The 25,173-nt window shown below is 31.3% G+C and carries 19 protein-coding genes, 2 tRNA genes and 1 riboswitch; of the genes, 18 read left to right on the top strand and 3 right to left on the bottom strand.

Going from position 1 to position 25,173, the window contains the following annotated elements; genetic code table 11:
- Positions 1-75 precede the first annotated feature (75 nt).
- The 17 genes from cysD (at position 76) to P161_RS19305 (ending at position 20,501) form a co-directional block, all read left to right on the top strand.
- Positions 76-981, top strand: coding sequence for a sulfate adenylyltransferase subunit CysD (gene cysD / locus P161_RS0103270; RefSeq protein ID WP_026775645.1), 906 nt, complete (start codon positions 76-78; stop codon positions 979-981).
- 191 nt (positions 982-1,172) lie between these two features.
- A complete protein-coding gene (locus tag P161_RS0103260) occupies positions 1,173-2,498 on the top strand; it encodes a sulfate adenylyltransferase subunit 1 (protein WP_081816976.1) in 1,326 nt (441 codons plus the stop codon).
- 131 nt (positions 2,499-2,629) lie between these two features.
- Positions 2,630-4,741 (top strand): HEPN domain-containing protein, encoded by a 2,112-nt coding sequence (locus tag P161_RS0103255; RefSeq protein ID WP_026775643.1) that lies wholly within the window; start codon positions 2,630-2,632, stop codon positions 4,739-4,741.
- Between the two features lie 11 nt (positions 4,742-4,752).
- Entirely contained in the window at positions 4,753-5,580 is an 828-nt protein-coding gene (cobA, locus tag P161_RS0103250; RefSeq protein WP_051605649.1) for a uroporphyrinogen-III C-methyltransferase, read from the top strand.
- On the top strand, positions 5,580-6,218 hold the full coding sequence (locus tag P161_RS0103245; protein ID WP_231494695.1) for a bifunctional precorrin-2 dehydrogenase/sirohydrochlorin ferrochelatase: 639 nt from the start codon (positions 5,580-5,582) through the stop codon (positions 6,216-6,218). Before cobA ends, P161_RS0103245 begins: the two co-directional genes overlap by 1 nt.
- Before the next feature lie 52 nt (positions 6,219-6,270).
- Positions 6,271-7,326 (top strand): NAD(P)/FAD-dependent oxidoreductase, encoded by a 1,056-nt coding sequence (locus P161_RS0103240; RefSeq protein ID WP_026775640.1) that lies wholly within the window; start codon positions 6,271-6,273, stop codon positions 7,324-7,326.
- A gap of 376 nt (positions 7,327-7,702) precedes the next feature.
- Entirely contained in the window at positions 7,703-8,035 is a 333-nt protein-coding gene (locus P161_RS0103235; RefSeq protein WP_026775639.1) for a 2Fe-2S iron-sulfur cluster-binding protein, read from the top strand.
- Positions 8,036-8,040: 5 nt separating this feature from the next.
- Entirely contained in the window at positions 8,041-8,808 is a 768-nt protein-coding gene (epsC, locus tag P161_RS0103230) for a serine O-acetyltransferase EpsC (RefSeq protein ID WP_026775638.1), read from the top strand.
- Positions 8,805-9,698, top strand: a complete 894-nt coding sequence (cysM, locus tag P161_RS0103225) for a cysteine synthase CysM (protein WP_026775637.1) — start codon at positions 8,805-8,807, stop codon at positions 9,696-9,698. Before epsC ends, cysM begins: the two co-directional genes overlap by 4 nt.
- 195 nt (positions 9,699-9,893) lie before the next feature.
- Positions 9,894-10,017: riboswitch (SAM riboswitch) on the top strand.
- Between the two features lie 88 nt (positions 10,018-10,105).
- A complete protein-coding gene (locus tag P161_RS0103220; protein WP_026775636.1) occupies positions 10,106-11,131 on the top strand; it encodes a homocysteine S-methyltransferase family protein in 1,026 nt (341 codons plus the stop codon).
- Between the two features lie 140 nt (positions 11,132-11,271).
- On the top strand, positions 11,272-14,358 hold the full coding sequence (locus tag P161_RS18945; RefSeq protein ID WP_026775635.1) for a vitamin B12 dependent-methionine synthase activation domain-containing protein: 3,087 nt from the start codon (positions 11,272-11,274) through the stop codon (positions 14,356-14,358).
- Between the two features lie 334 nt (positions 14,359-14,692).
- The gene (gene metF, locus P161_RS0103210) at positions 14,693-15,646 is read left to right on the top strand and encodes a methylenetetrahydrofolate reductase [NAD(P)H] (RefSeq protein ID WP_026775634.1); all 954 of its coding nucleotides are present in this window, start codon (positions 14,693-14,695) and stop codon (positions 15,644-15,646) included.
- Positions 15,647-15,876: 230 nt separating this feature from the next.
- Complete coding sequence (trxA, locus tag P161_RS0103205; RefSeq protein WP_026775633.1) at positions 15,877-16,194, top strand: thioredoxin; 318 nt, start codon at positions 15,877-15,879, stop codon at positions 16,192-16,194.
- A 291-nt stretch (positions 16,195-16,485) separates the two neighbouring features.
- Positions 16,486-19,044 carry a M1 family aminopeptidase gene (locus P161_RS0103200; RefSeq protein ID WP_026775632.1) on the top strand — a complete coding sequence of 853 codons (2,559 nt, stop codon included), beginning with the start codon at positions 16,486-16,488 and terminating at the stop codon, positions 19,042-19,044.
- Positions 19,044-19,964 carry a DUF58 domain-containing protein gene (locus tag P161_RS0103195; RefSeq protein ID WP_026775631.1) on the top strand — a complete coding sequence of 307 codons (921 nt, stop codon included), beginning with the start codon at positions 19,044-19,046 and terminating at the stop codon, positions 19,962-19,964. The genes P161_RS0103200 and P161_RS0103195 overlap by 1 nt, the downstream gene beginning before the upstream one ends.
- Before the next feature lie 62 nt (positions 19,965-20,026).
- Positions 20,027-20,100: transfer RNA gene (locus P161_RS0103190), tRNA-Asp, on the top strand.
- A gap of 131 nt (positions 20,101-20,231) precedes the next feature.
- Complete coding sequence (locus tag P161_RS19305) at positions 20,232-20,501, top strand: transposase (RefSeq protein ID WP_081816975.1); 270 nt, start codon at positions 20,232-20,234, stop codon at positions 20,499-20,501.
- 130 nt (positions 20,502-20,631) lie between these two features.
- On the opposite strand, the gene P161_RS0103185 is transcribed toward P161_RS19305, so the two are convergent.
- A tRNA-Met gene (locus P161_RS0103185) sits at positions 20,632-20,704 on the bottom strand.
- Between the two features lie 171 nt (positions 20,705-20,875).
- On the opposite strand from P161_RS0103185, the gene era reads away from it, so the two are divergent.
- Positions 20,876-21,760, top strand: coding sequence for a GTPase Era (era, locus tag P161_RS0103180; RefSeq protein WP_026775630.1), 885 nt, complete (start codon positions 20,876-20,878; stop codon positions 21,758-21,760).
- A gap of 241 nt (positions 21,761-22,001) precedes the next feature.
- On the opposite strand, the gene P161_RS19865 is transcribed toward era, so the two are convergent.
- Both P161_RS19865 and P161_RS0103170 read right to left on the bottom strand, forming a co-directional pair.
- A complete protein-coding gene (locus P161_RS19865) occupies positions 22,002-23,357 on the bottom strand; it encodes a transposase (protein ID WP_026775629.1) in 1,356 nt (451 codons plus the stop codon).
- Positions 23,358-23,577: 220 nt separating this feature from the next.
- Positions 23,578-25,116, bottom strand: coding sequence for an IS1182 family transposase (locus P161_RS0103170; protein WP_026775472.1), 1,539 nt, complete (start codon positions 25,114-25,116; stop codon positions 23,578-23,580).
- Positions 25,117-25,173 lie beyond the last annotated feature (57 nt).

The following is a 25,173-nucleotide window of genomic DNA, read 5'->3' as shown; positions in this document are numbered from 1 at the left end:
ACAAAACACAGAAAATTCTTACAAAACCCGAGTAAGAGTTCCTTCCCTTTGGGAAGGCTAGGATGGGCCTTTTTTATGAATCAAAATACAATACAAGTAGAAGCTTTAGAAAGCGAAGCCATTTATATTTTTAGAGAAGTTGTTGCGCAATTTGAAAAACCTGTGTTGCTTTTTTCTGGTGGCAAAGACAGCATCACTTTAGTGCGTTTAGCGCAAAAAGCATTTTATCCAGCAAAAATTCCTTTTCCTTTAATGCATATAGATACTGGTCATAATTTTCCTGAAACAATTGCATTTAGAGATAAGTTAACCAAAGAATTAGGTGTCGAATTAATTATAAGAAACGTTCAAGATAATATAGATTCTGGCAGAGTAAAAGAGGAAACTGGTAGATATGCAAGTAGAAATATGTTGCAAACAGAAACGCTGTTAGATGCTATTGGGGAGTTTGGTTTTGATGCGTGTATTGGTGGTGCAAGAAGAGATGAAGAAAAAGCGAGAGCCAAGGAGCGTATTTTTTCTGTAAGAGACGATTTTGGTCAATGGGATGAAAAAAATCAACGTCCAGAAGTTTTCGATATGTTAAATGGACGAATTGATTTAGGACAAAATGTACGTGTTTTTCCTATTTCAAATTGGACAGAATTAGACGTTTGGTGTTATATAGAGAAAGAAAATATCGAAATTCCATCGATTTATTTTGCGCACAAACGTAAAATATTTGTGAGAGATAACATGATTTGGTCTGCAGATGATGCAGTGGTTTTTAGAGATAAAGAGGAAAAGGTGTTAGAAAAAATGGTGCGTTTTAGAACCGTGGGCGATATGAGTTGTACTGCAGCAGTTTTGTCTGATGCCATTAATATCACCAAAGTTGTCGAAGAAATTAGAGATTCCACAATTTCAGAAAGAGGTGCAAGAATCGATGATAAACGTTCTGAAGCTGCCATGGAAAAACGTAAACAACAAGGATATTTCTAAACCTATTTAGGTTTAATGCTGAACTTGATTCAGTATCTCAGTGAAATTTTTTTGGGCGTTTTAACAGGCTTTTCACTATATCTTTTTGCTGAAAAAGCAAAAAGGATGTCGTTTCAATCCTTAACGCATATTGAAATTTCAGAAAATCAGTTAAGGTTTCAAAAAGCTTTAAGCTATTTAAAAAATAAAAAATGATTACAAAAACATATAAAAAACAAACAGTCTCTACTTCAAAAAATGTTGATTTAGGGCACCTAAAAATAGCAACTGCAGGAAGTGTAGATGATGGAAAAAGTACATTAATTGGTCGTTTGTTGTATGACACAAAATCATTAACAGATGATAAGTTAGAAGCCATTGAAGAAAAAAGTAGACAACGTGGTTTTGACTATTTAGATTTCTCTTTAGCAACAGATGGTTTGGTTGCAGAACGTGAACAAGGAATCACAATTGATGTTGCTCATATTTATTTTTCAACCAGAAAAAAGAGTTTCATTATTGCAGATACTCCAGGTCATATAGAATATACCAGAAATATGGTTACTGGGGCATCAACAGCACAAGCGTCTATTGTTTTAATTGATGCAAGAAAAGGTGTTGTTGAACAAACCTATCGTCATTTTTTTATCAATAATTTATTGCGAATTAAAGATGTTGTCATCGCTATTAATAAAATGGATTTGGTAGACTTTTCCGAAGAAAAATACAACATCATTAAAGGCGAAATTGAATATTTAGCAAGTAAAAGTGAATACAAAAATCAGAACTTAACTTTTATTCCATTATCTGCTTTGCAAGGAGATAATGTGGTGTCAAAATCAGAAAACACACCTTGGTATACAGGCGAAACATTATTAGAACATTTAGAAAATTTAGATGCTTCAGCTATTCATGAAGTTTCTCAAGTTCGTTTTCCTGTACAAACTGTAATCAGACCAAAAACAGAAGAATTTCATGATTTTAGAGGATATGCAGGTAAAATTTATGGAGGAGATTTAGAAGTAGGAAATGAAATTGTGGTGTTACCATCGCAAACAAAATCAACAATAAAAAGCATCCATTTTTTTGACAAAGAGTTTGCAAAAGCAAAAAACGGAAGTTCTGTAACTATCACTTTAGCCGATAATGTAAATGTAAGTAGAGGAGATATGTTGGTTAAAATTGATGAAGAACCATCAATAACAAAACAATTAAAAGCAACTATTTGTTGGATGGATTCAAGTCCTCTGCAAGCATCACAAAAATATTATATAAAACATGGTGTCAATGATGCACAAGCAAAAATTACAAAATTGTCCAATATTATAAAAACCGATTTTTCAGGAAAAACTGAAAATCCATCAGAATTAAAACTGAATCAAATTGGCGAAATTGAATTGAAAGTAAGCAAACCATTATTGGTAGATTCTTATCAACAAAATAAATCTAATGGCTCTTTTATTCTAATCAATCCAAAAACTAACAATACAGTTGGTGTAGGTTTTATAAGCCCCCTAACCCCCAAAGGGGGGATTTAGCTTGTTTGCTAAAAATGAAAATTAAAAAAGTATTGTAAGGTTTCAAAAACCTTTTAATCAGAAAATTATTAACAATATTCTTACACCCGAGTAAGAGTTCTTCCCCTTTGGGGAAGTTAGAAGGGGCTTTTATGCAAAGTTTTAGAACAGAAATAGAAAATCCAGTCGTAGAAAAAGACATTCTAGAATTAGAAAGAAAAATTCAGCTTTTTAAGGAAGGTAAAATAGACGAAGAACGTTTTAGAAGTCTTCGTTTGGCAAGAGGTGTATATGGTCAACGTCAATTTGGTGTACAAATGATTCGTATAAAATTACCTTTTGGTAAAGTTACTAGCGAGCAATTGCATAGAATTGCCAATGTTTCAGATGAATATTCTCGAGGAAGATTGCATATTACAACAAGACAAGATATTCAAATTCATCATGTTAGTTTAGACAGAACTCCAGAATTATGGGCGCAATTAGAAAAAGATGATATTACTTTACGTGAAGCCTGTGGAAATGCAGTAAGAAATATCACAGCATCAGAAACTGCAGGAATTGATGTCAATGAGCCTTTTGATGTTTCACCTTATGCAGATGCTACGTTTAAATTCTTTTTAAGAAACCCAATTTGTCAGGAAATGGGTCGTAAATTTAAAATGTCTTTTTCAGGTACAGATGATGATACAGCAATCAGTTTTATTCACGATTTAGGTTTTATTGCAAAAGTTAAAACGGAAAACGGAATTACTAAAAAAGGTTTTAAAGTATTGTTAGGTGGTGGTTTAGGATCACAACCAAGACATGCAGATGTTATTTACGATTTTTTAGAAGAAGATGTTTTAATACCAACTATTGAAGGTGTTTTAAGAATTTTCGACAGATTTGGAGAACGTGCAAAAAGAGCAAAAGCAAGGTTAAAGTTCTTAGTAAAAGATTTGGGAGTTGATGCTTTTTTACAATTAGTTGCTGATGAAGTTGATGCTTTAGAAAACAAAACGTTTAAAGTTGATACAACAGCATTTGAACAACCAATCGCTTTTCAAGAAGTTGAAATTCCGTCTGTAAAAATTGAAGATGAAAAAGCCTTCAACAAATGGAAGGAAACAAACGTCATCAAACAAAAACAAAAAGGTTTATTCGCGATTGGTTTAAAAATTCATTTGGGAGATTTTTACACACCAAAAGCTAGATTATTAGCTAACTTGGTTAAAAAATATGCTGCAAATGAAATTCGATTAACCTTAAGACAGAATATTTTAATTCGTCATATAAGAGAGGAATTATTGCCATTTTTCTATGTGGAACTTCAAAAATTAGGTTTCGCAAATGCTGGTTATAATTCCACAGCAGATATTACTGCATGTCCAGGAACAGATACGTGTAATTTAGGAATTTCTAGTAGTACAGGAATTGCAGTTGTTTTAGAAAAAGTGTTGGAAGAAGAATATCCACAGTATGTAAATAACAAAGAAATTGCCATTAAAATTAGTGGTTGTATGAATGCTTGTGGGCAACATAATATGGCTCATATTGGTTTTCAAGGAATGTCAATTAAAGTAGGGAATTTACAAGCGCCAGCTTTACAAGTTTTAATTGGTGGTGGAATTTTAGGCGATGGAAAAGGACGTTTTTCTGATAAATTGGTGAAAATTCCAAGTAAAAGAGGTCCTGAAGCATTACGTTTTTTATTGAATGATATTCAAGAAAATCAGCAAGAAAAAGAAACTTTTTTAGAATATTATGACAGACAAGGAAAAACATATTTCTATGATTTATTAAAGGAATTGTCTGATACTTCTGATTTAAAACCAAGCGATTTCGTTGACTGGGGACATAATGAAAACTACGTAAAAGCAATTGGAGTAGGAGAATGTGCAGGAGTTGTGATCGATTTAATTGCAACCTTGTTGTTTGAAAGCGAAGAGAAAATCAGCAATGCTGAAAATGCTTTGAAAGAGAATCAATATTCAGATAGTATTTATTATGCATACACCTCTTTAGTAAATACAGCAAAGGCTTTGTTGATTGCAGAAAATATAAAAACAAATACGCAAGCAGTAATTATTAGTGATTTTCAAAAACATTTTATTGAAACAAATAAAATTGAATTGAATGGTTCTTTTGAAGATTTGGTTTATCAAATTAAAAAAGAAGCACCAACAAAAGCATTTGCAGAAAGTTATTTAAACGATGCAAAATCATTCTACAAAAAAGTAGATACATACAGATTAGCAGAAACTTCAGCAAAAACAATATAACAAGAAAAACAATGAAAAATTTTCAAATAGATAAAGAGTCCGCATTTCCCCCTTTGGGGGATAAAAGGGGGCTTTTAACGATTGTTGGTGCTGGTCCAGGAGATGTGGATTTAATCACCTTAAAAGCCATTAAAGTTCTAAAAAAGGCAGATGTTGTTTTGTATGATGCTTTGGTAAATGAGGAATTATTAGATTTTATCAATCCAAATGCAGAACTTATTTTCGTTGGGAAAAGAAGAGGTTGCTACAGATATCAACAAGAACAAATTAACGAATTAATTGTTGAGAGAGCAAAAACTCATGGACATGTAGTTCGTTTAAAAGGAGGTGATCCTCTTATTTTTGGAAGAGGTGCAGAAGAAATGGAATTTGCTGCTAATTTTGGAATAGAAACAGCCATGGTTCCTGGAATTTCATCGTCTTTGGCAGTTCCTGCATATCAAAATATACCTTTAACAAAAAGAGGAAGTGCAGAAAGTTTTTGGGTAATTACAGGAACTACAAAATCGCATAAATTATCGAATGATGTTGCTTTGGCAGCAAAATCTAACGCAACAATTGTTATATTAATGGGGATGGGAAAATTGGCGGAAATTATACAATTATTTCAACAAGAACATAAAAACAATTTACCAGTTGCTATTATTCAAAATGGAACAAGAACCAATGAAAAAGTAGGTATTGGAACTGTAGATACTATTTTAGACATCGTAAAAAACCAAGAATTAAGTAACCCTGCAATTATTGTTTTGGGCGAAGTTGTAAATCACAGAGCAATTTTAGCCAATGTGCAACAAGAATATTCAAAAAATATTTACTTAAAAGAACTTGTTTCATAATGATTCCAGAGGAAAAAAACATAGAACACAAGCGTGATAAAATTCCCCCTTTGGGGGTTAGGGGGTTACGTAATAATTTATATCCTATTTTTTTAAAGTCTAAAAACCTAAATTTTTTAATAGTTGGTGGAGGTTTTGTTGCCGAAGAAAAATTGACTTTTCTGTTAAAATCAAGTCCAGATGCAAAAGTAACAATGGTTTCGCCAATGTTTAGAGAAGCAACTCTTGAGTTATCAAAAAAAGGCTGTGTTACGTTAATTAAAGATGTTTATCAAAAAAAATATTTAGAAGGCAGGCATATTGTAGTGGCAACAACAGATATTCCTGCAATAAATATACAAGTTTGGAAAGATTGTAGAGCAGAAGCAAAGTTGGTAAATGTTGCTGATAATCCTCCTTATTGCGATTTTTATATGGGAGGCATTGTAACCAAAGGAAATGTAAAAGTGGCAATTTCTACAAACGGAAAATCGCCAACCACAGCCAAAAGATTACGTCAGTTTTTTGAAGATGTAATTCCAGAAAATGTAGATGATTTAGTGAAAAATTTAAACGAATATAGAAAAACCATCAAAGGAAACTTTGAAGAAAAAGTAGAAAAGCTAAACGAATTCACAAAGAGTTTGGTTGAAAAATAAAATAACTTCCTGCAAGGTTTCTAAAACCTTGTAGGTTTTATAAATAAACAAAATGATTACAACAGATATTTTAATTATTGGTGCAGGACCAACAGGATTATTTACAATTTTTGAAGCAGGTTTATTAAAATTAAAATGTCATTTAATTGATGCTTTACCACAACCTGGAGGTCAATGTTCAGAGATTTATCCAAAGAAACCAATTTATGATATTCCTGCCTATCCAGAAATTTTAGCAGGTGATTTAACAACGAAACTTTTAGAACAAACTAAGCAGTTTGAACCAGGTTTCACGTTAGGTGAAAGAGCAGAAACAATCGATAAATTAGAAGATGGAACTTTTATTGTAACTACAAATAAAGGTACAAAGCATCATGCTAAAATTGTTGCAATTGCTGGTGGTTTAGGTTCTTTTGAGCCAAGAAAGCCAATTATCGAACATTTGGCAAAATTTGAAGATAAAGGAGTTGAATACATTATCAAAGAGCCAGAGTTGTATCGAAATAAAAAAGTGGTGATTTCTGGAGGTGGAGATTCAGCCTTAGATTGGGCAATTTTCTTGTCTGATGTTGCATCAGAAGTAACTTTAATTCATAGAAGAAATGAGTTTAGAGGTGCTTTAGATTCTGTTGAAAAAGCACAAGAACTAAAGAATTTAGGGAAGATAAACATTATAACTCCAGCTGAGGTTAAAGGAATTTTAGGAACTGATAAAGTAACAGGAGTTGCTGTGGAGCAAAAAGGTAAAGACGCATTTATTATTGATGCAGATCATTTTATTCCGCTTTTTGGTTTGTCGCCAAAACTAGGGCCAATTGCAAATTGGGGATTAGAAATCGAGAAAAATGCCATCAAAGTAAACAACGCTTTAGATTACCAAACCAACATTCCAGGAATTTACGCAATTGGCGATGTCAATACATATCCAGGAAAATTAAAACTGATTCTTTGTGGTTTTCACGAAGCCACTTTAATGTGTCAAAGTGCCTATCAAAGAATTTTTCCAGATAAAAAATACGTGATGAAATATACAACAGTTGGTGGTGTAGATGGTTTTGATGGTACAAGAAAGGAAGCACCAAAAGCAGTTGTAAAGGCTATTCAGTAATTTTATTGAAAGTTTTCATAATTTCTTTCGACATAAAACTATAAATTTTATTAGAAGCCATTTCCAGCTTGGAATTTATTTTGAGCGAAGTTGAAAAGCTACATTTTTTTTAAGGCGTCTTTGCGAAGTTTACTTTTTTGTAAACTGTGGCAATCTCTTCCATAAATTGAATTATTTATTTGGAAAGACTATAAAAATGACAGAGCCTGTCTTGAGCGTAGTTGAAAGATTTCAATTTGGGCTAAACTTGTTTGAAATTAAGTGCTTTCTAATAATTAATTGATAATTTAAATACATATACACCTCATAGGTTTTCAAAACCATTGAGTTCTAACCAATCAAATTTCTTACTTTTGGTGTTTGATAAACATAAATGATGAGTTTAGATATAAATATTAAGATTACAGATAGAAATGGAGTAACTCACGAAGTTGTTGCACCCACAGATATGGCTATGAATTTGATGGAAGTTGTACGTTCTTACGAACTTGCAGAAGAAGGAACCATAGGGATTTGCGGAGGAATGGCTATGTGTGCATCTTGTCAATGTTATGTAAAATCAGAGCATAATTTACCAGAAATGTCAGATGATGAAGACGCCATGTTAGCAGAAGCATTTAATGTGGAAGACAATAGTAGATTAGGCTGTCAAATTCAAATGACACCAGAAATGGAGGGTTTAGAAGTAGAATTAGCGCCAGAATCATAAAAGTTATGAAAACAGTAACAAGGTTAGATATTTCTCCAAAATCTTACAGTATGTGTCTTAGAAATGCTGTAGAAGTTTTTACTAGAGAGTTAATAAATTGTTTGTTTGATGCCAATTACAGCAAAGAAAACTTACCTAAATCTCAAGAAAAATTTTACATAATTTTAGACAGGTTAAGAGTAGAAAATAAAGATTTTTATTGGTTAGATTTTAAAAACTCGTTTAAAGAAATTAGATCAAAATTAGATTTAGATGCACTTGCAGCGTTAAATAGCGACCCTGCAGCAAAAAGTTTAGAAGAGATTTATTTGGCTTATCCTGGGTTTTATGCAATTATTGTTTATAGATTAAGTCATCAATTATTACAACAAGAAATACCTGTGTTGCCAAGAATGATGAGTGAATTTGCACACAGTATAACAGGAACAGATATTCATCCAGGAGCAAAAATTGGGGAATCTTTTTTCATAGATCATGCAACAGGAATTGTAATTGGCGAAACCACAATTATAAAAAATAATGTAACTATTTTTCAAGGCGTTACTTTAGGAGGAATTCAAGTAAAGAAAAGTTTGGCATCAACAAAAAGGCATCCAACTATAGAAAGTGGTGTTATTATTTATGCAAACGCAACTATTTTAGGAGGTGATGTAATTATTGGCGAAAATTCGGTAATTGGTGCCAATGTTTGTGTAACAGAATCAATCTCAGAAAATTCGGTAGTTACTGTAGAATCAGAAAATAATATTTTTCAAAAAAAAATTAAAAGATGAAAACAAAAAGTATCATAGATTTTGTAGGAAATACACCTTTGGTAGAAGCTCAAAATATCTTTAAAAAAGAAGGCGTTACTTTATTACTAAAATTAGAAGGAAATAATCCTGGAGGAAGTGTGAAAGACAGAGCTGCTTATAATATGATTTCTGAAGCTTTAAAGAGAAAGAATATTAAAAAAGGTGATACTTTAGTAGAAGCTACTAGTGGAAATACAGGAATTGCTTTGGCACTAATGGCAAAAGTTTTAGGTGTAAATATGGTGTTAGTAATGCCAGAAAATTCCACCATAGAAAGGGTTAAAACCATGCGTGCTTATGGTGCAAAAGTAATTCTTACCTCTCAAGAATTAGGGATGGAAGGTTCTAGAGATCACGCTTTAAAATTAAAATATAAAAAAGGCTATTACAGATTAAATCAATTTGATAATACAGACAATTCTAAAGCACATTATAAAGGAACTGGACCAGAAATTTGGAGAGATACAGAAGGTGAAGTTACACATTTTGTTTGTACAATGGGTACAACAGGAACAATCATGGGGGTTTCAGATTACTTAAAAGAACAGAATAAAAATATTATTATTACAGGAGTTCAGCCAAAAGAAGGTGCAAAAATACCAGGAATAAGAAACTGGCCAGAAGAATATTTACCAGCGATATTCAACAGAAAAAAAGTAGATGAAGTTATAGAAGTAGATGAAGCAGAAGCAAAAGCAATGACACAAAGATTGGCTGAAGAAGAAGGCATTTTTGCAGGAATGAGTAGTGGAGGTTCTGTGGCAAGTGCTATAAAAGTTGCGGAAAAATTAGACAAAGGTGTTGTAGTTGCGATTATTTGTGATAGAGGAGATCGTTATTTATCATCAACATTATTTGAAAAAGAATAAATAAAAAGACACCAATTAAACTAAACCAATAAGCACTTTTTTGGGAAAATATTTTTGTATTGATGTTTATCAGTATTTCAAATTTTAGAAATAAGTGAAATTATTCTCTAAATTTTAGAAATATTTATTTCGTTTCATTCTACAAATAAAAATATTATCCGTTAATTTGTAATTCAGTTCATAAATTTATTAATTACGTTATCACGAAAGGTAGAGGGATTAGACCCTGTGAAACCTTGGCAACCTCTCATATATGAGAAAGGTGCTACATTCTACGAATGATTGCTGAACTTATTTCAGCATCTTTTGAAGTTAATTTTCAGAATTATTAACTTTAACATTCGACAGATAACAGCGAAAATTTTCACTTTTCCTGATGACATATTGATACTAATTATCAAACAAAAATGTCAAACATATATAAAGCTTTACAAGAAAGAATTTTGGTTTTAGATGGTGCTATGGGTACTATGTTGCAAGCCTATAAATTTACAGAAGAGGATTTTAGGGGAGAACGCTTTAAGGACTATCCAACTCCACTTCAAGGGAATAACGATTTATTGTCAATTACCCAACCAGAAGCAATTAAAACCATCCATGGAAAATATTTTGAAGCTGGAGCAGATATCATAGAAACTAACACCTTTTCCGGAACTACAATTGCAATGGCAGATTATCAAATGGAAGATTTAGTGTACCAACTAAATTATCAATCTGCAAAAATAGCCAAAGAAGTTGCAGATGAATTCACTGCAAAAGAACCTCACAAACCACGTTTTGTAGCAGGTTCCATTGGCCCAACAAACAGAACAGCAAGCATGTCTCCAGATGTAAATGACCCTGGGTTTAGAGCTGTAACTTTTAACGATTTAAGAATTGCCTACAAACAACAAGTAGAAGCTTTGTTAGATGGTGGAGTAGATCTTTTATTAGTAGAAACTGTTTTTGATACTTTAAACGCAAAAGCAGCATTATTTGCAATTGAGCAAGTAAAAGAAGAAAGAAGTATCGAAATTCCAACTATGTTGAGTGGTACAATTACAGATGCTTCAGGTAGAACTTTATCTGGGCAGACTGCAGAGGCTTTTTTAATTTCTGTTTCTCATATTCCATTATTATCTGTAGGATTCAATTGTGCTTTAGGAGCCAATTTATTGCAACCACATCTAGAAGCAATTGCTAATAAAACTGATTTTGCAATTTCAGCACATCCAAATGCAGGATTGCCAAACGCTTTTGGAGAATATGATGAAACTCCAGAAGAAATGGGCGAACAAATTGAGGAATATTTAAAGAAAAATTTAATCAATATTATTGGAGGTTGCTGTGGCACAAGTCCAGAGCATATAAAAGTAATTGCAAATATTGCTAAGAAATATAAACCTAGAGCCCATCCCTCAATCCCTTCCCCAAGGGAAGGGAAGTTAGTTTAGAAAATTATAAAACGAATTGATTTATTCAAAAGCATCGCTATCGCTCGTTTGTAACGAGTGACCAAAATGATTGAAGTATATAAAAGTAAAGATTAGTAAATCATTTTTATAGGAAATCACAAAGTAGAGCAGTACAAATAATGAAAGTGAAACAAACAAAATATATGCGTTTATCAGGTTTAGAACCATTAATTCTAAACGAAAACAGCAATTTTATAAATGTTGGCGAACGTACAAATGTGGCAGGTTCTCGTAAGTTTTTACGTTTGATAAAAAACGAACAATTTGATGAAGCATTAGATATTGCAAGACATCAAGTTGATGGTGGAGCACAAATTATTGACATTAATTTTGACGATGGTTTAATCGATGGTAAAGAAGCCATGGTTCGTTTTTTAAATTTAATTGCAGCTGAACCCGATATTTGTAGAGTGCCTATTATGATAGATTCTTCAAAATGGGAAATCATCGAAGCTGGTTTACAGGTAGTTCAAGGAAAGTGTGTTGTAAATTCAATCTCTTTAAAAGAAGGAGAAGAAAAATTTATTTGGGAAGCCACTCAAATAAAACGTTATGGAGCAGCAGTAATTGTAATGGCTTTTGATGAAGTTGGGCAAGCAGATAACTACGAAAGACGAATAGAAATTGCAAAACGTTCTTATAAAATATTGGTGGACATTGTCCACTTTCCATCAGAAGATATCATTTTCGATTTAAATATATTTCCTGTAGCAACAGGAATGGATGAACACAAAAGAAATGCCATCGATTTTATTGAAGCAACCAAATGGGTTCGTGAAAATTTAGAAAATGTTTCTGTAAGTGGAGGTGTCAGTAATGTGTCGTTTTCTTTTCGAGGAAATGATGGCGTTCGTGAAGCCATGCACTCTGTTTTTTTATATCATGCTATTCAAAATGGTATGAATATGGGTATTGTAAATCCTGCTTTGTTAGAGGTTTATGATGATATTCCAAAAGATTTATTAGAACGTGTAGAAGATGTAATTCTGGATAGAAGAGATGATGCCACAGAACGTTTGTTAGATTTTGCAGAAACTGTAAAAGGCTCTAAAACCGAAAAAGGAGTAGATTTATCTTGGAGAGAAAAACCATTACAAGATAGAATTACACATGCTTTGGTAAAAGGAATTGATGCTTTTATTATTGAAGATGTAGAAACTGCAAGACAACAGGCAGCAAAACCAATTGAAGTTATTGAAGGTAATTTAATGATTGGTATGAATGTGGTTGGCGATTTATTTGGCGCAGGAAAAATGTTTTTACCTCAAGTAGTAAAATCTGCTAGGGTGATGAAAAAAGCGGTTGGCTATTTAAATCCTTTTATAGAAGCTGAGAAAAACAAGGCCCCTAAATCCCCAAAGGGGACCTTGTATTGGAAAACCGCAGATCCTTTGAATTACAGCTTACTTTTAGCACACTCAAAAAAAATGAGGAATCAACCAACTGAAGCAGAGAGTTTGTTGTGGGATGTTTTGAGTAATAAAAAATTAGATGGATATAAGTTTAGAAGGCAACATATTATTGGTAATTATATTGCTGATTTTATTTGTCTAAAAACAAACTTAATTGTTGAAGTTGATGGTTCAATTCATCAATTACCAGAAAATAAAGTTTCAGATAAAGAAAGAACTGATTGGTTAGAAAATGAAGGTTTTAGGGTTGTTAGATTTACAAATAATGAAGTATTATCTAACCTTGATAAAGTTCTAAAAGAAATTAAGCAAGAGTTAGAAATTCCCCCTTTGGGGGCTAGGGGGCCTGTTGGTAAAATTTTAATGGCTACTGTAAAAGGCGATGTTCATGATATTGGTAAAAATATTGTAAGTGTTGTGTTGGCTTGTAATAATTATGAAATTGTAGATTTAGGAGTTATGGTTGCTCCAGAAAAAATAATTCAAACAGCTATTGATGAACGAGTAGATGCCATAGGTTTAAGCGGATTAATTACACCTTCTTTAGATGAAATGGTGTATTTAGCTAAAGAAATGGAACGTCAAAACTTTACAGTTCCTTTGCTAATTGGGGGTGCAACAACATCAAAAGCACACACAGCTGTAAAGATAGATACACAATACAAAAATGCAGTGGTTCACGTAAATGATGCATCTAGAGCAGTAACTGTAGTTGGTGATTTGCTGAATAAGAAAACAAATAATGAATACGTTGCAAAACTAAAGAAAGATTATGACGAATTTAGAACCAAGTTTTTAAAACGAGGTAAGGAAAAGTCTTACATTTCTATTGATGAAGCTCGCAAACGTAAATATAAAATCGATTGGGAAACATCAGAAATTGTAAAACCAAAATCTTTAGGAATACAGACTTTAGAGCAATTGAGTTTAAAAGAATTGGTTCCTTTTATAGATTGGAGTCCGTTTTTTAGAAGTTGGGATTTGCATGGAAAATTCCCAGCTATTTTAACAGATAAAGTTGTTGGTGAGCAAGCAACAATCATGTATGAAGAAGCACAAGCAATGATTAAAGAAATTATTGCAAATCAATCTTTAAAACCAAAGGCAATTTTTGGATTGTTTGAGGCAAATACTATCAATGACGATGATATTTCTGTTCAAAAGAAAGGAAAAGAAGTTGCCATTTTTAGAACTTTACGTCAACAATTAAAGAAAAGAGAAGGAATTCCGAACATAGCTTTAGCCGATTTTATTGCGCCAGCAGCAACTGAAAAAACAGATTACATGGGTGCTTTTTGTGTGGCAATTTTTGGAGCACAAGAACTAGCAGACAGTTACAGAAATAAAGAAGACGATTATAATGGAATTATGGCACAAGCAATTGCAGATAGGTTTGCAGAAGCTTTTGCAGAATATTTACATAAACAGATTAGAACAAAGCATTGGGGTTATGATGTTGATGAAACTTTAACAAATGATGATTTAATCAAAGAAAGTTATAAAGGAATTAGACCAGCACCTGGGTATCCTGCATGTCCAGATCATTTAGAAAAAGACACGATTTGGGATTTGTTAGATGTGGAAAATGAAATAGGAGTGAAGTTAACAGAAAGTAAGGCCATGTGGCCAGCAGCAGCAGTTTCTGGATATTATTTTGCAAATAAAGAAGCTAAATATTTTGGTTTAGGTAAAATTACAGATGATCAATTGAATGATTATTCAGAGAGAAAAGGAATATCAAAAGAGGTGGCTGAAAAATGGTTGCATCCAAATTTAGCTGAAAGCTCATCTTAATCTTCCTAAAGGTAAGAGACACTCTTGGGTAAGTTTGTTTGTGAGAAATATTTCTAAAACCTCAAAGGTTTTTAAAACCTTTGAGGTTTGTTTTTCATAAGAGTAGGTTTTGCGTTAGCGATTGAAATGACATCCTTTTTATGCCAATTAAAATGCGTCTTTACGAGGACAAAGGACGAAGTAATCTGCTGCAATAAAGAAGTTGCCAAACCAAAATATAAAATCATTTTGGTAAGCAAATAAAAAGATACAATGGAAAGCGCGACCTTTTTAGGGAACGCCCAAAAAAAATTAATATTAACTAAATAAGAAGTCCCTTTTTGGGATTTAGGGAATGAAAATTACAGAACACATAAAAAAAGCAGACGGAAAAACATTATTTTCTTTCGAAATTATTCCGCCAAAAAAAGGAAAAAGTATTCAGGAATTGTATGACAATATAAATCCTTTAATGGAATTTAAACCTCCATTTATAGATGTAACTACTTCTAGAGAAGAATATGTTTATGTGGAAAAAGAAGGTTTGTTAGACCGAAAAATGACCAGAATGCGTCCAGGAACAGTTGGTATCTGTGCAGCCATTAAACATAAATATGATGTAGATACTGTGCCTCATGTATTATGTGGAGGTTTTACAAAAGAGGAAACTGAATATTTATTAGTGGATTGCCATTATTTAGGCATCGAAAATGTGATGGCTTTAAGAGGAGATGCCATGAGTCATCAAAAGTATTTTGAGCCATCAAAAGGAGGGCATCAATATGCAAAACAATTGGTTACTCAAATTCAGAATTTGAATTGCGGAAAATATTTACATGAGGTAATTGAAGCAGATAATTGTGCCGATTTTTGTATTGGAGTTGCTGGTTATCCTGAAAAACATTTAGAAGCACCTTCTTTACAAACCGATTTAAAACGTTTAAAAGAAAAGGTAGATGCTGGCGCAGATTATGTGGTAACCCAAATGTTTTTTGATAATAATAAGTATTTTGAATTTGTAAAAGCAGCAAAAGAAATTGGTATAAATGTGCCAATTATTCCAGGAATTAAACCTTTGGCTGTAAAACGTCATTTGCAATTGTTACCTCAAGTTTTTAGAATTGATATTCCTGAACAATTGATAAATGCTGTAGAAAGTTGCAAGACAAATAAGGATGTTCGTAAAGTGGGTATTGAATTTGCTATTCAACAATCTAAAGAATTATTGGCTGCTGGTGTGCCAGTTTTACATTATTATTCTATGGGTAAAAGCGATAATATTCAGTCGATTGCTAAAGAATTGTTTTAAGAAAATGAGATACATATTTTACTAATTACAAAAAAATATGTTGATTACAATATTGATGTTTTTAAAAGAATTAGTGGTATTTGGTGAAGTTAGTGTCTAACTTTTTTACTTGTAAGCATAAGCACAATTGATACATAAATAGTAAAAAGCAATTTTTTTAACCACCAACAACTCATAAAAAGACTATTTTTGTTTATCACATTTATAATAACAATTTAAAAATATATAAGATGGCTTTAGAAATTACAGATGCAAATTTTGACGAAATAGTATTAAAATCAGACAAACCAGTTTTAGTAGACTTTTGGGCTGCTTGGTGTGGACCTTGTAGAATGGTTGGACCAATTGTAGATGAACTGCATACTGAGTATGAAGGAAAAGCTGTTGTTGGTAAAGTAGATGTTGATGCAAATCAAGAGTTTGCGGCAAAATACGGAGTTAGAAATATACCAACTGTATTAATTTTTAAAAACGGAGAAGTTGTTGATAAACAAGTAGGTGTTGCTCCTAAAAAAACTTATTCAGAAAAAATTGATGCTGCAATTTAGTATCAATTTATAATTTATAAATTCATAAAGGTTTGGCTAGCGTCAAACCTTTTTCTATTTTAGTGAAACTCAATTTTTAAAAGTTGCACAACAACGCATTAAAAATTGTAAGTTGAACTAATCCCGCTGAAAAGCGGGATCTTACAGTTTAAATTGTGAAGTTTATTTTAAATTAGCTATTTAAAATAAACAGAAGCTATAAAATCAAAATTGTTAGTTCAAATAATCCCGCTTTTTAGCGGAATCTTAAAGTTTGTATTGCAGATATTTTTGTAAATTAAATTTAGATTCATGAAAAATTACCTACTTATAATTTCTGTCTTCTTACTTTTTTCTTGTGATAAAAAACAAGAACAACTAACTTTAGAAACAGGGATTTCCCACGAATTAGCAACCTATAGAAAGCAACAAATATCAGATGTTGTTTACAACTTGCATTTTAAAATTCCGATAGAAAAAACAAGTCCAATTCCATCTAGTTTACAGCTAAATTTTAGAGTAAATGATCTACAAAATGATCTTTTTTTAGATTTTAATGCAGCAACTTCAAAGCTAGAATCCATCAATATAAATGATGAAAAATCAACGATTAACCATCAAAAAGAGCACATTATAATTGATAAAACAAAATTGATTTTAGGAACTAATAAAATTAAAATTTTATTTGATGCTGGCGAAACTTCACTTAACAGAAATGGCGATTTTTTGTACACATTGTTAGTTCCAGATAGAGCAAGCACCTTGTTTCCTTCTTTTGATCAGCCAGATATAAAAGCGAATTATAATTTAAAAATAATAGCGCCAAAAGATTGGAAAGTTTTGGCAGGTGGTTTTGAAGAAAGTGCTTTAGAAATTGATGGTTTTATAGAGCATTCTTTTAAAACTACGGATTTAATGAGCACCTATTTATTTTCTTTTGTGGCCGGTAAATTTACGGAGCAAACTAAAAATCCTGGTAGTTTTGATATGCGTTTTTTATACAGAGAAAATAACGAAGAAAAAATAAAAGAAAGTGTAGATGAGGTTTTTAAAATCCATCAAAATTCAATTGATTTTTTAGAGAGTTATACAGCTGTAAAATTCCCTTTTCAAAAAATGGATTTTGCTGCAATTCCACCTTTTCAATATGGAGGAATGGAACATGTGGGTGCAATTCAATACAGAGAATCTTCATTATTTTTAGATAAAAATGCTACACAAACACAAAAATTAAGCAGAGCAAAGTTAATTGCACATGAAACATCACATATGTGGTTTGGCGATTTGGTAACTATGAAATGGTTTAATGATGTTTGGATGAAAGAGGTTTTTGCCAATTTTATGGCAGATAAAATTGTGAATCCTGTATACCCAGAAATTAATCATAGGTTGAGTTTTATGATGACACATTATCCAAGTGCGTATTCAGAAGACAGAACAAAAGGCACCAATCCTATTCGTCAAAACTTAGATAATTTGAAAAATGCAGGTTCTTTATATGGTAGAATTATCTATAACAAAGCACCCATTATGATGCGTCAATTGGAATATTTGTTGGGTGAAGCAGCGTTTCAAAAAGGCATTCAAGAATATATAAAAACCTATCAAAACTCAAATGCAGATTGGACAGAATTAGTTTCAATATTAGATAAAAATTCATCAGAAGATATAAAAAAATGGTCTGAAGTTTGGGTAAATTCCTCAGGAAGACCAATTTTTACAGAAGATATTGATTATGATGAAACAGGAAATATTATTAAATTTTTACTTTATCAAAAAGCAGAAGATGGTTCAGATAAAATTTGGACGCAATCTTTTAAAATTCTATTGATAGACGAAAAAGGAAGCTTAAAAGAAGTTGAAATATCAAATATGGGCAAGACTTTTGATGTTTTACCTTTTGTAAAAGATTTTAAGCCTGTTCATGTTTTATACAATACGAACGCTTTTGGTTATGGTGTTTTTCCTATTGATAAAAATATAATTAGTTCCTTTAAAGAAATTAATCAAGAGGTTTCAAGAGGATATCAATTTATCAATTTGTATGAAAATATGTTGATTGGAAAAGTTACTCCTTTAGAAACGTATAAAGAACTTCTGAATGCCATTAAAATTGAAAAAAATGAATTAATTACAAATTATCTATCAGCCAGAATTCAACATATTTTTTGGACTTTCTTAAATGATGAAGAACGATATTTTGCTCAAATTAAAATAGAGAAAGAAATTTCTGATTTGTTGAATGAAAATTTATCGTCAAACATAAAAAAAACACTTTTTAGTCTATATAGCTCAATAGCTTTTAATCCAAAGGGTTATGAGAATCTTTATCAAATTTGGAAAAAGGATAAAAAAATTGAAAATCTATTTTTAAACGAAAACGATTATACTTCTTTGGCAATGAAATTGGCAATTTATCAACATCCAAAAGCAAAAGAGATAGTAGAAGAACAACAAAGTAGAATTTCAAATCCAGATCAATTAGAGCGTTTTAAATGGTTGTTGCCTTCTCTTTCTTCGGATGAAAATGTAAGAGATCGTTTTATGACATCACTTTTACAAAAAGAAAACAGAGAAAAAGAATCTTGGGTACAAACAGCTTTGAATTATATTCATCATCCATTAAGGCATAAAACATCAACAAAACATTTAAAATCGATTTTATCAACTTTAGAAGAAGTGCAACTTACAGGAGATATTTTCTTTCCAAAAGGATGGTTGGCGAGTTCTATTGGTAATTATTCATCAAAAGAAGCTACTATTATTTTAGAGGGATTTTTAACTGAGAACCCTGCTTATAATCCTATTTTGCTTAAGAAATTACAGCAAACAACAGACGATTTAAAAAGAGCACAAAACATCAAAAAATAATGAATGTATCAGAAGTAAAATCATCGGAAATTAAAAATTTAGATATTCTTGCAAAACAAGTAGTAGAAGGGTTTATAACAGGGATTCATAAGAGCCCTTTTCACGGGTTTTCAGTGGAATTTTCTGAACATAAATTGTATAATAAAGGCGAAAGTACACGTCATATAGATTGGAAGTTATTTGCTAAAACTGAAAAATTATACACTAAAAAGTACGAAGAAGAAACCAATTTACGCTGTCATATTATTATTGATAATTCTGCTTCGATGAATTATCCAATATTAAAAAAACAAACGATAGATAATTTAAACAAGGTTGGTTTTTCTGCTGTTGCAGCTGCTTCTTTAATGGAAATTTTAAAACGACAAAGAGATGCTGTTGGTTTAAGTATTTATTCAGATTCTTACGAATATTATGCTCCAGAAAAAGGGAGTGATCGTCATAGAAATATGTTGTTGCATCAATTAGAGCAATTATTAGTCACTAATTCTAAAAGTGCCACAGAAACCTACCAATACTTGCATGAAATAGCGGAAAAGATGCACAGACGCTCTTTAATCTTTTTGTTTACGGATATGTTTCAGACTTCAAAAGAAGACGAAGTACTTTTTGAGGCTTTACGTCATTTAAAATATAACAAACATGAAGTAGTTTTGTTTCATACTTATGATGGAAAAACGGAATTAGACTTTAATTTTGATAATGCACCTAAAAAATTTGTAGATGTAGAAACTGGTGAAGAAATAAATGTGTTTTCTGAAAATGTTCAACAAAAATATAATGAATTAATTACTACTTATTTTAAAGAATTAAAAAACAAATGTTTACAATATAAAATCGATTATGTTCCTGTAGATATACACAAAGGATTCAACGAAATTTTAACTGCATATTTATTACAAAGAAAAAATTTTAAATAATTTTTAAATTAATGTTTGCATATCTAAAAATGTGTGTTATATTTGCAACCGCTAAAAGCAACGGTTTGGTAGTTCAGCTGGTTAGAATGCCTGCCTGTCACGCAGGAGGTCGCGGGTTCGAGTCCCGTCCAGACCGCGAAAAGCTCTTCATTTTTTGAAGAGCTTTTTTCGTTTGTATAATATTTAGGTTAGACTTTCTTTGGATCAAATTCAAAAGTTGTTCAGTAAAGATATAGAGCTTACAAGCTATACTAAAATTTAGCGTGGATTTACAGTCAAAAAAAGGACAAAACTTCAGCTTTAACTAGACTTGCTAAATGGGATGAGAAAGTAAGACAAGCACAGTTTAAAAGTTTTAATAGTATTGCTAGAACAATGTCAATTCACTATAAAAATATTCTAAACTACTTTGATAACAGAAGTACAAACGCTTCAGCTGAATCTTTTAATGCTAAAATTAAAGCTTTTAGAGCCCAGTTTAGAGGCGTTAGAAATATAGAATTCTTCCTTTTTAGACTAACTAATATTTATGCGTAATTTTAAAATCCCACAACTTTTGGTGTTGATCCCAACTTTTGGTGTTGATCCATCCCTTGATCCGTTGATCCAGTATAGCTGAATTTAGCGCACAAAAAAAACCTAACTCAACTAAGAGTTAGGTTATTAGTAGCGGGAACTGGACTCGAACCAGTGACCTTCGGGTTATGAGCCCGACGAGCTACCTACTGCTCTATCCCGCGATTTGTGTTCCAATTATTTAAATTTAGCTATTAACTTTGCGATTCATAATTTCGCTTAAATTATTGGACTGCAAAGATACAAAACAATGAAACGAATTTCCAAGCTTTATTTTAATTATTTTTTAATACTCTAAAATATAATCAAAAGTAAAAAGGAATTATCTTTGTAATATGATACATAAAGCCGGTTTTGTAAATATTATAGGAAATCCTAACGTAGGTAAATCTACATTAATGAATGCTTTGGTGGGTGAAAAACTCTCCATAATAACTCCAAAAGCACAAACAACAAGACATCGAATTCTTGGAATTGTTAATGAAGATAACTATCAAGTGGTATTTTCTGATACACCAGGAATTATAAAACCTGCCTATGAATTGCAATCTTCTATGATGGATTTTGTAAAATCTGCTTTTGAAGATGCTGATATTCTTATTTATATGGTTGAAGTAGGGGAGATTGAGTTAAAAAATGAAGCTTTCTTTAAAAGAATTATTCATAGTGAAATCCCTATTATTCTTTTATTAAATAAAATTGATAAATCTTCTCAAGAAGAAGTTGAACAAAAAATCGAATATTGGAGAACTAAAGTACCGAATGCAGAAGTATTTGTGATTTCTGCTTTAGAAGGTTTTGGTGTTTCTGCAGTTTTTGAAAAAATAAAAGAACTTCTGCCAGAAGGTCCTGCATTTTATCCTAAGGATCAATTAACAGACAAGCCTGAACGCTTTTTTGTAAATGAAAAAATTAGAGAAAAAATTCTAATGCATTATAAGAAAGAAATTCCATATTCAGTAGAAGTAGAAACAGAGGAGTTTATTGAGGAAGAAAATATTGTTAGAATTCGCTCTATAATTATGGTAGAACGTGAAACCCAGAAGGGAATTATCATCGGTCATAAAGGAAGTGCTTTGAAGAGAGTTGGTGCAGAAGCAAGAAAAGATTTAGAAAAGTTTTTTGATAAAAAAGTTTTTATTGAACTGTATGTAAAAGTAAATAAAAACTGGAGAAGCGATAAAAATCAACTAAAACGTTTTGGTTATAATCAAAGTTAAAAGCCTCCTTAAAGGTTAATTATGAATTAAATTAGAGTAAAAAAAGAGTAAAAAAAGAGTAAAAAAAAGAGGTCGTCTAAAAAGGCACTTTCAGAAGTAGTTTAATTTTTTGAAAATTATTTTAAAAAAGTGATAGAAAATTATAATTTTCTATCACTTTTTTAATTTATATACCTTTTTTATGTTTCGCAGTAACCTTATTGCATAGTTATCCTGTGTTTTTAATTTTTATTTTAAAAATTTAGGCTACTTTTTGTAAAATTTGATTTTGCATTCTTCTGCCAATTTCAAGGCAATTTGCAGTATGAATACCAAAGAATATCCAAAGTATTTCTGTTGGTTTGGTTTTCGCTTTTATCTTTTTTAGATGATAATGTTCCTTTTCTTTACCAAAACCCCCCTCTAATCTAGAAGCTCTTTCTTTGGTAATCATTTTTTTGAGCTTTTTTTGCTCTTTATGATGCTTTGAAGGTCTTCCTTTAGGTTTGAAGTCTGTTTGTATATGGTTTGAAGTTGCAAAAACTCTGTTCTTATTCGTTGCATAAATAGCATCTGCACCAAGTATTTTAATTTTCCTATTGGTTAATCCTTGTGCCTTATAAACTGTATTTTTAAATTGTGTCCCTTCATTAAAGTTATCAAAACTTATTTTCTGTATAAAGTTAATTCCATCAATTTGAAGTTTGTTTACTTTTGCCCCAAATTCTACTTTTTTTATCTCTTTTCCTCTCACTATTGGACGTAAGTAATCTTTGCTTATGCTTACGATTCTATTCTTTGGTTTTTCTCCTTTCTCAAACAGTAAATACTGTTGTGAGAATATTTTTTTTACTGTATTTAGTGTTTTATAAAAACGATTTGGCATTGTAAAATAATGTTGTTTTTCAAGAGTTTTAATCTCCGCTAATAATTTGCGTAATAGTTTTAAAAAAGCTCTTGTTATGGAGGTTCTTTTCTTTGTTGTTTTTCTTCGCATTTTACTATAACCAACATATCTTTTTGACCATTTCAAGTATTTGGTTCTAGGAAGTTTTACACATAAAGATTTACAAATTATCTTCATTTGTTTATAGCACCAGTCAACAGATTCTTTCAATAGTTTTTGATCTGTTGGATAGCGAACTTCACTCTCATAACAAGTGGCATCTGTTGTTGCTTTTTCTTGTTCATCAATATATTTACTCCAATAATTAAATAGTATTTTTTCTGTTGAACTAATGTTTAAATCAGCAGCTAATTCGCAACGTATTTGACTCACTATTTTATAGTTTTCAAGGGTATCAAATCCTAAATAAATACCACAAAAAAACTGATAATTATAATTGGAATTCAACTGCTCAATCAAACGCTTATCAGAACAACAAGCATAATGTTTTAAAAACATTAAACCTAATTTTCCTTGAGGGCTAAAAATACAGTCTGGTCCTTTGATAGCTTCTGTAATTTTAAATGATTTGACTAAATTTTTCCAAGGAATTGCACTGTAAATTTTACCTAAATCAGACATTAAAAAACGTGCTTTGAATTTTTCTAATTCCTCTGTAGAGGATAAAAAAGAAAAAGAGTACTGGAAGTCAGAAATTCTTCGTATTTTCATATTTGTAAAAAAGAAAAACCCCGTTTTTTAGGCTTTTTGCCTATTTACGGGGTTTGGTTTATCTAAAATACAACTTATTTAACTGATAAACAAGTGTTTATTTAATTCTGAAAGTGCCTAAAAAGCATTTTTTAGGCGATTTTTTATTTTGTTAATTTTTTCTTGCGATTTTTTAAGAATGATTTAAAAAATACTCAGATTTAAAAAAAGTATAGTTTTTCTAAATAGTTAAACTGTACTTTTTTAAGTTATGTGCCATTGCAATTAGCCCTATTTCAACATTTACTTTACGTGTTCCTCTTAGCATAAATCGTTTAAAGTTCATGTTTTGTTTGATATTTCCAAAAACAGCTTCTACATCCCAACAGCGTTGTTTTCGCTTTGCAATGCCTTGTTCAGAGTTGAGTAATATTTTAGCTTTTGATTTTAATCGTATTAAATTATAATTCCTTTCTATAACTCGATTTGTTTTTGATTTATGACATAGTGTTCTTAAAGGGCAACCTTTACAGTTTTGTGCTTGGTATCTGTGTATTTCTTGGATAAATCCGTTCTTAGTATTTCTTTTATAAGTATCTATAAGTTTCATTTCTTGTCCTATAGGACAGTAATAAAGATCTTTCTCTCTATTATAATGTAATTCATTAGGATGGAAAGGATTTGTTTTTCCTCTTTTTTTATCTAATTGCTCTTTATGGAAGTAATTGTATTTTACAAAAGCGGTAATTTCTTTATCTTCTAAATCTGTATAATTTTCTTCACTTCCATAGCCTGCATCTGCTGTGAGCGTCTCTGGAGTTTGGTCATAATTTTCGATATGATTGTTAAGGTGTTCTTTTAAAGTAGTGGTGTCTGCTGTGGTTTGTGCTAAAGTGTAATTGGTAAGGTATTGATTGTTGGTAGAGGCTTGTATATTATAGGCAGGTTTGAGTTGTCCATTTTGCATATGATCATCTTTCATTCGCATAAAAGTAGCGTCATTATCAGTTTTACTATAACTATTTCTACCCTGTAAAATAGCTTCTTGTTTTTCATATTTCGCTAAATTAGCTGGCCAGTTTTTCTTGGCATAATTCAGCTTCTGCTTTACTTTTTTATCAATTACTTTGCCTTGTAAAACTTCATTTATTTTATCAATTGTAGCTTCAACTTGCTCCGCATTTATCTGCTCAAAATCTGGTGTATTGGGTATATGTTGTTCCTCTTTGTAAACCTTCTCTACATAAGACCAAAGCTCTTTCAACTGTTTTTCAATGCGAGTTTTACTGGTTTTAATAGATTTACCCCAAACAAAAGTATAGCGATTTGCATTGGCTTCTATTTTAGTACCATCTACAAAAATATCTTTTAAACTGATAACTCCTTGCTCAACAAGCAGTAAAACTACTTGATGGAATATGGGCTTGAAATGTTCTTGAAGTCTTTTACCTCTAAAATCATTAATTGTGTTATGATCAGGTTTGTTTTGTCCACTTAACCACATAAAATGGATGTTCTCTGATAAAGCTTGTTCTATTTTTCTTGAAGAATATAAATTACGTAAATAAGCATAAATTAATATTTTTAGCAACATTCTTGGGTGATAGCTTGAGGTGCCTCCACCTTTATAACTCTCTTCTAATTTACTAATATCTACATGGTCTATAATCGTATTAACAATACGAACTGGATGATTCTTTGGAACTAAATCATCATAACTGGGAGGTAAAAGACTCAACTGATCTTGAGTGTAAGTCTTAAAAACAACTTTTCTGCTCATTCTTAAAAATACGAAATTCTTTAAAAATTTGCAAAAAAAAAGACTGCCTTTTCAGAC

This window comes from Polaribacter sp. Hel_I_88 (assembly GCF_000687935.1).
Lineage (GTDB): Bacteria > Bacteroidota > Bacteroidia > Flavobacteriales > Flavobacteriaceae > Polaribacter.
Note: the sequence above shows the minus strand (reverse complement) of the source record. Positions and strands in the feature narration are given on the sequence as shown.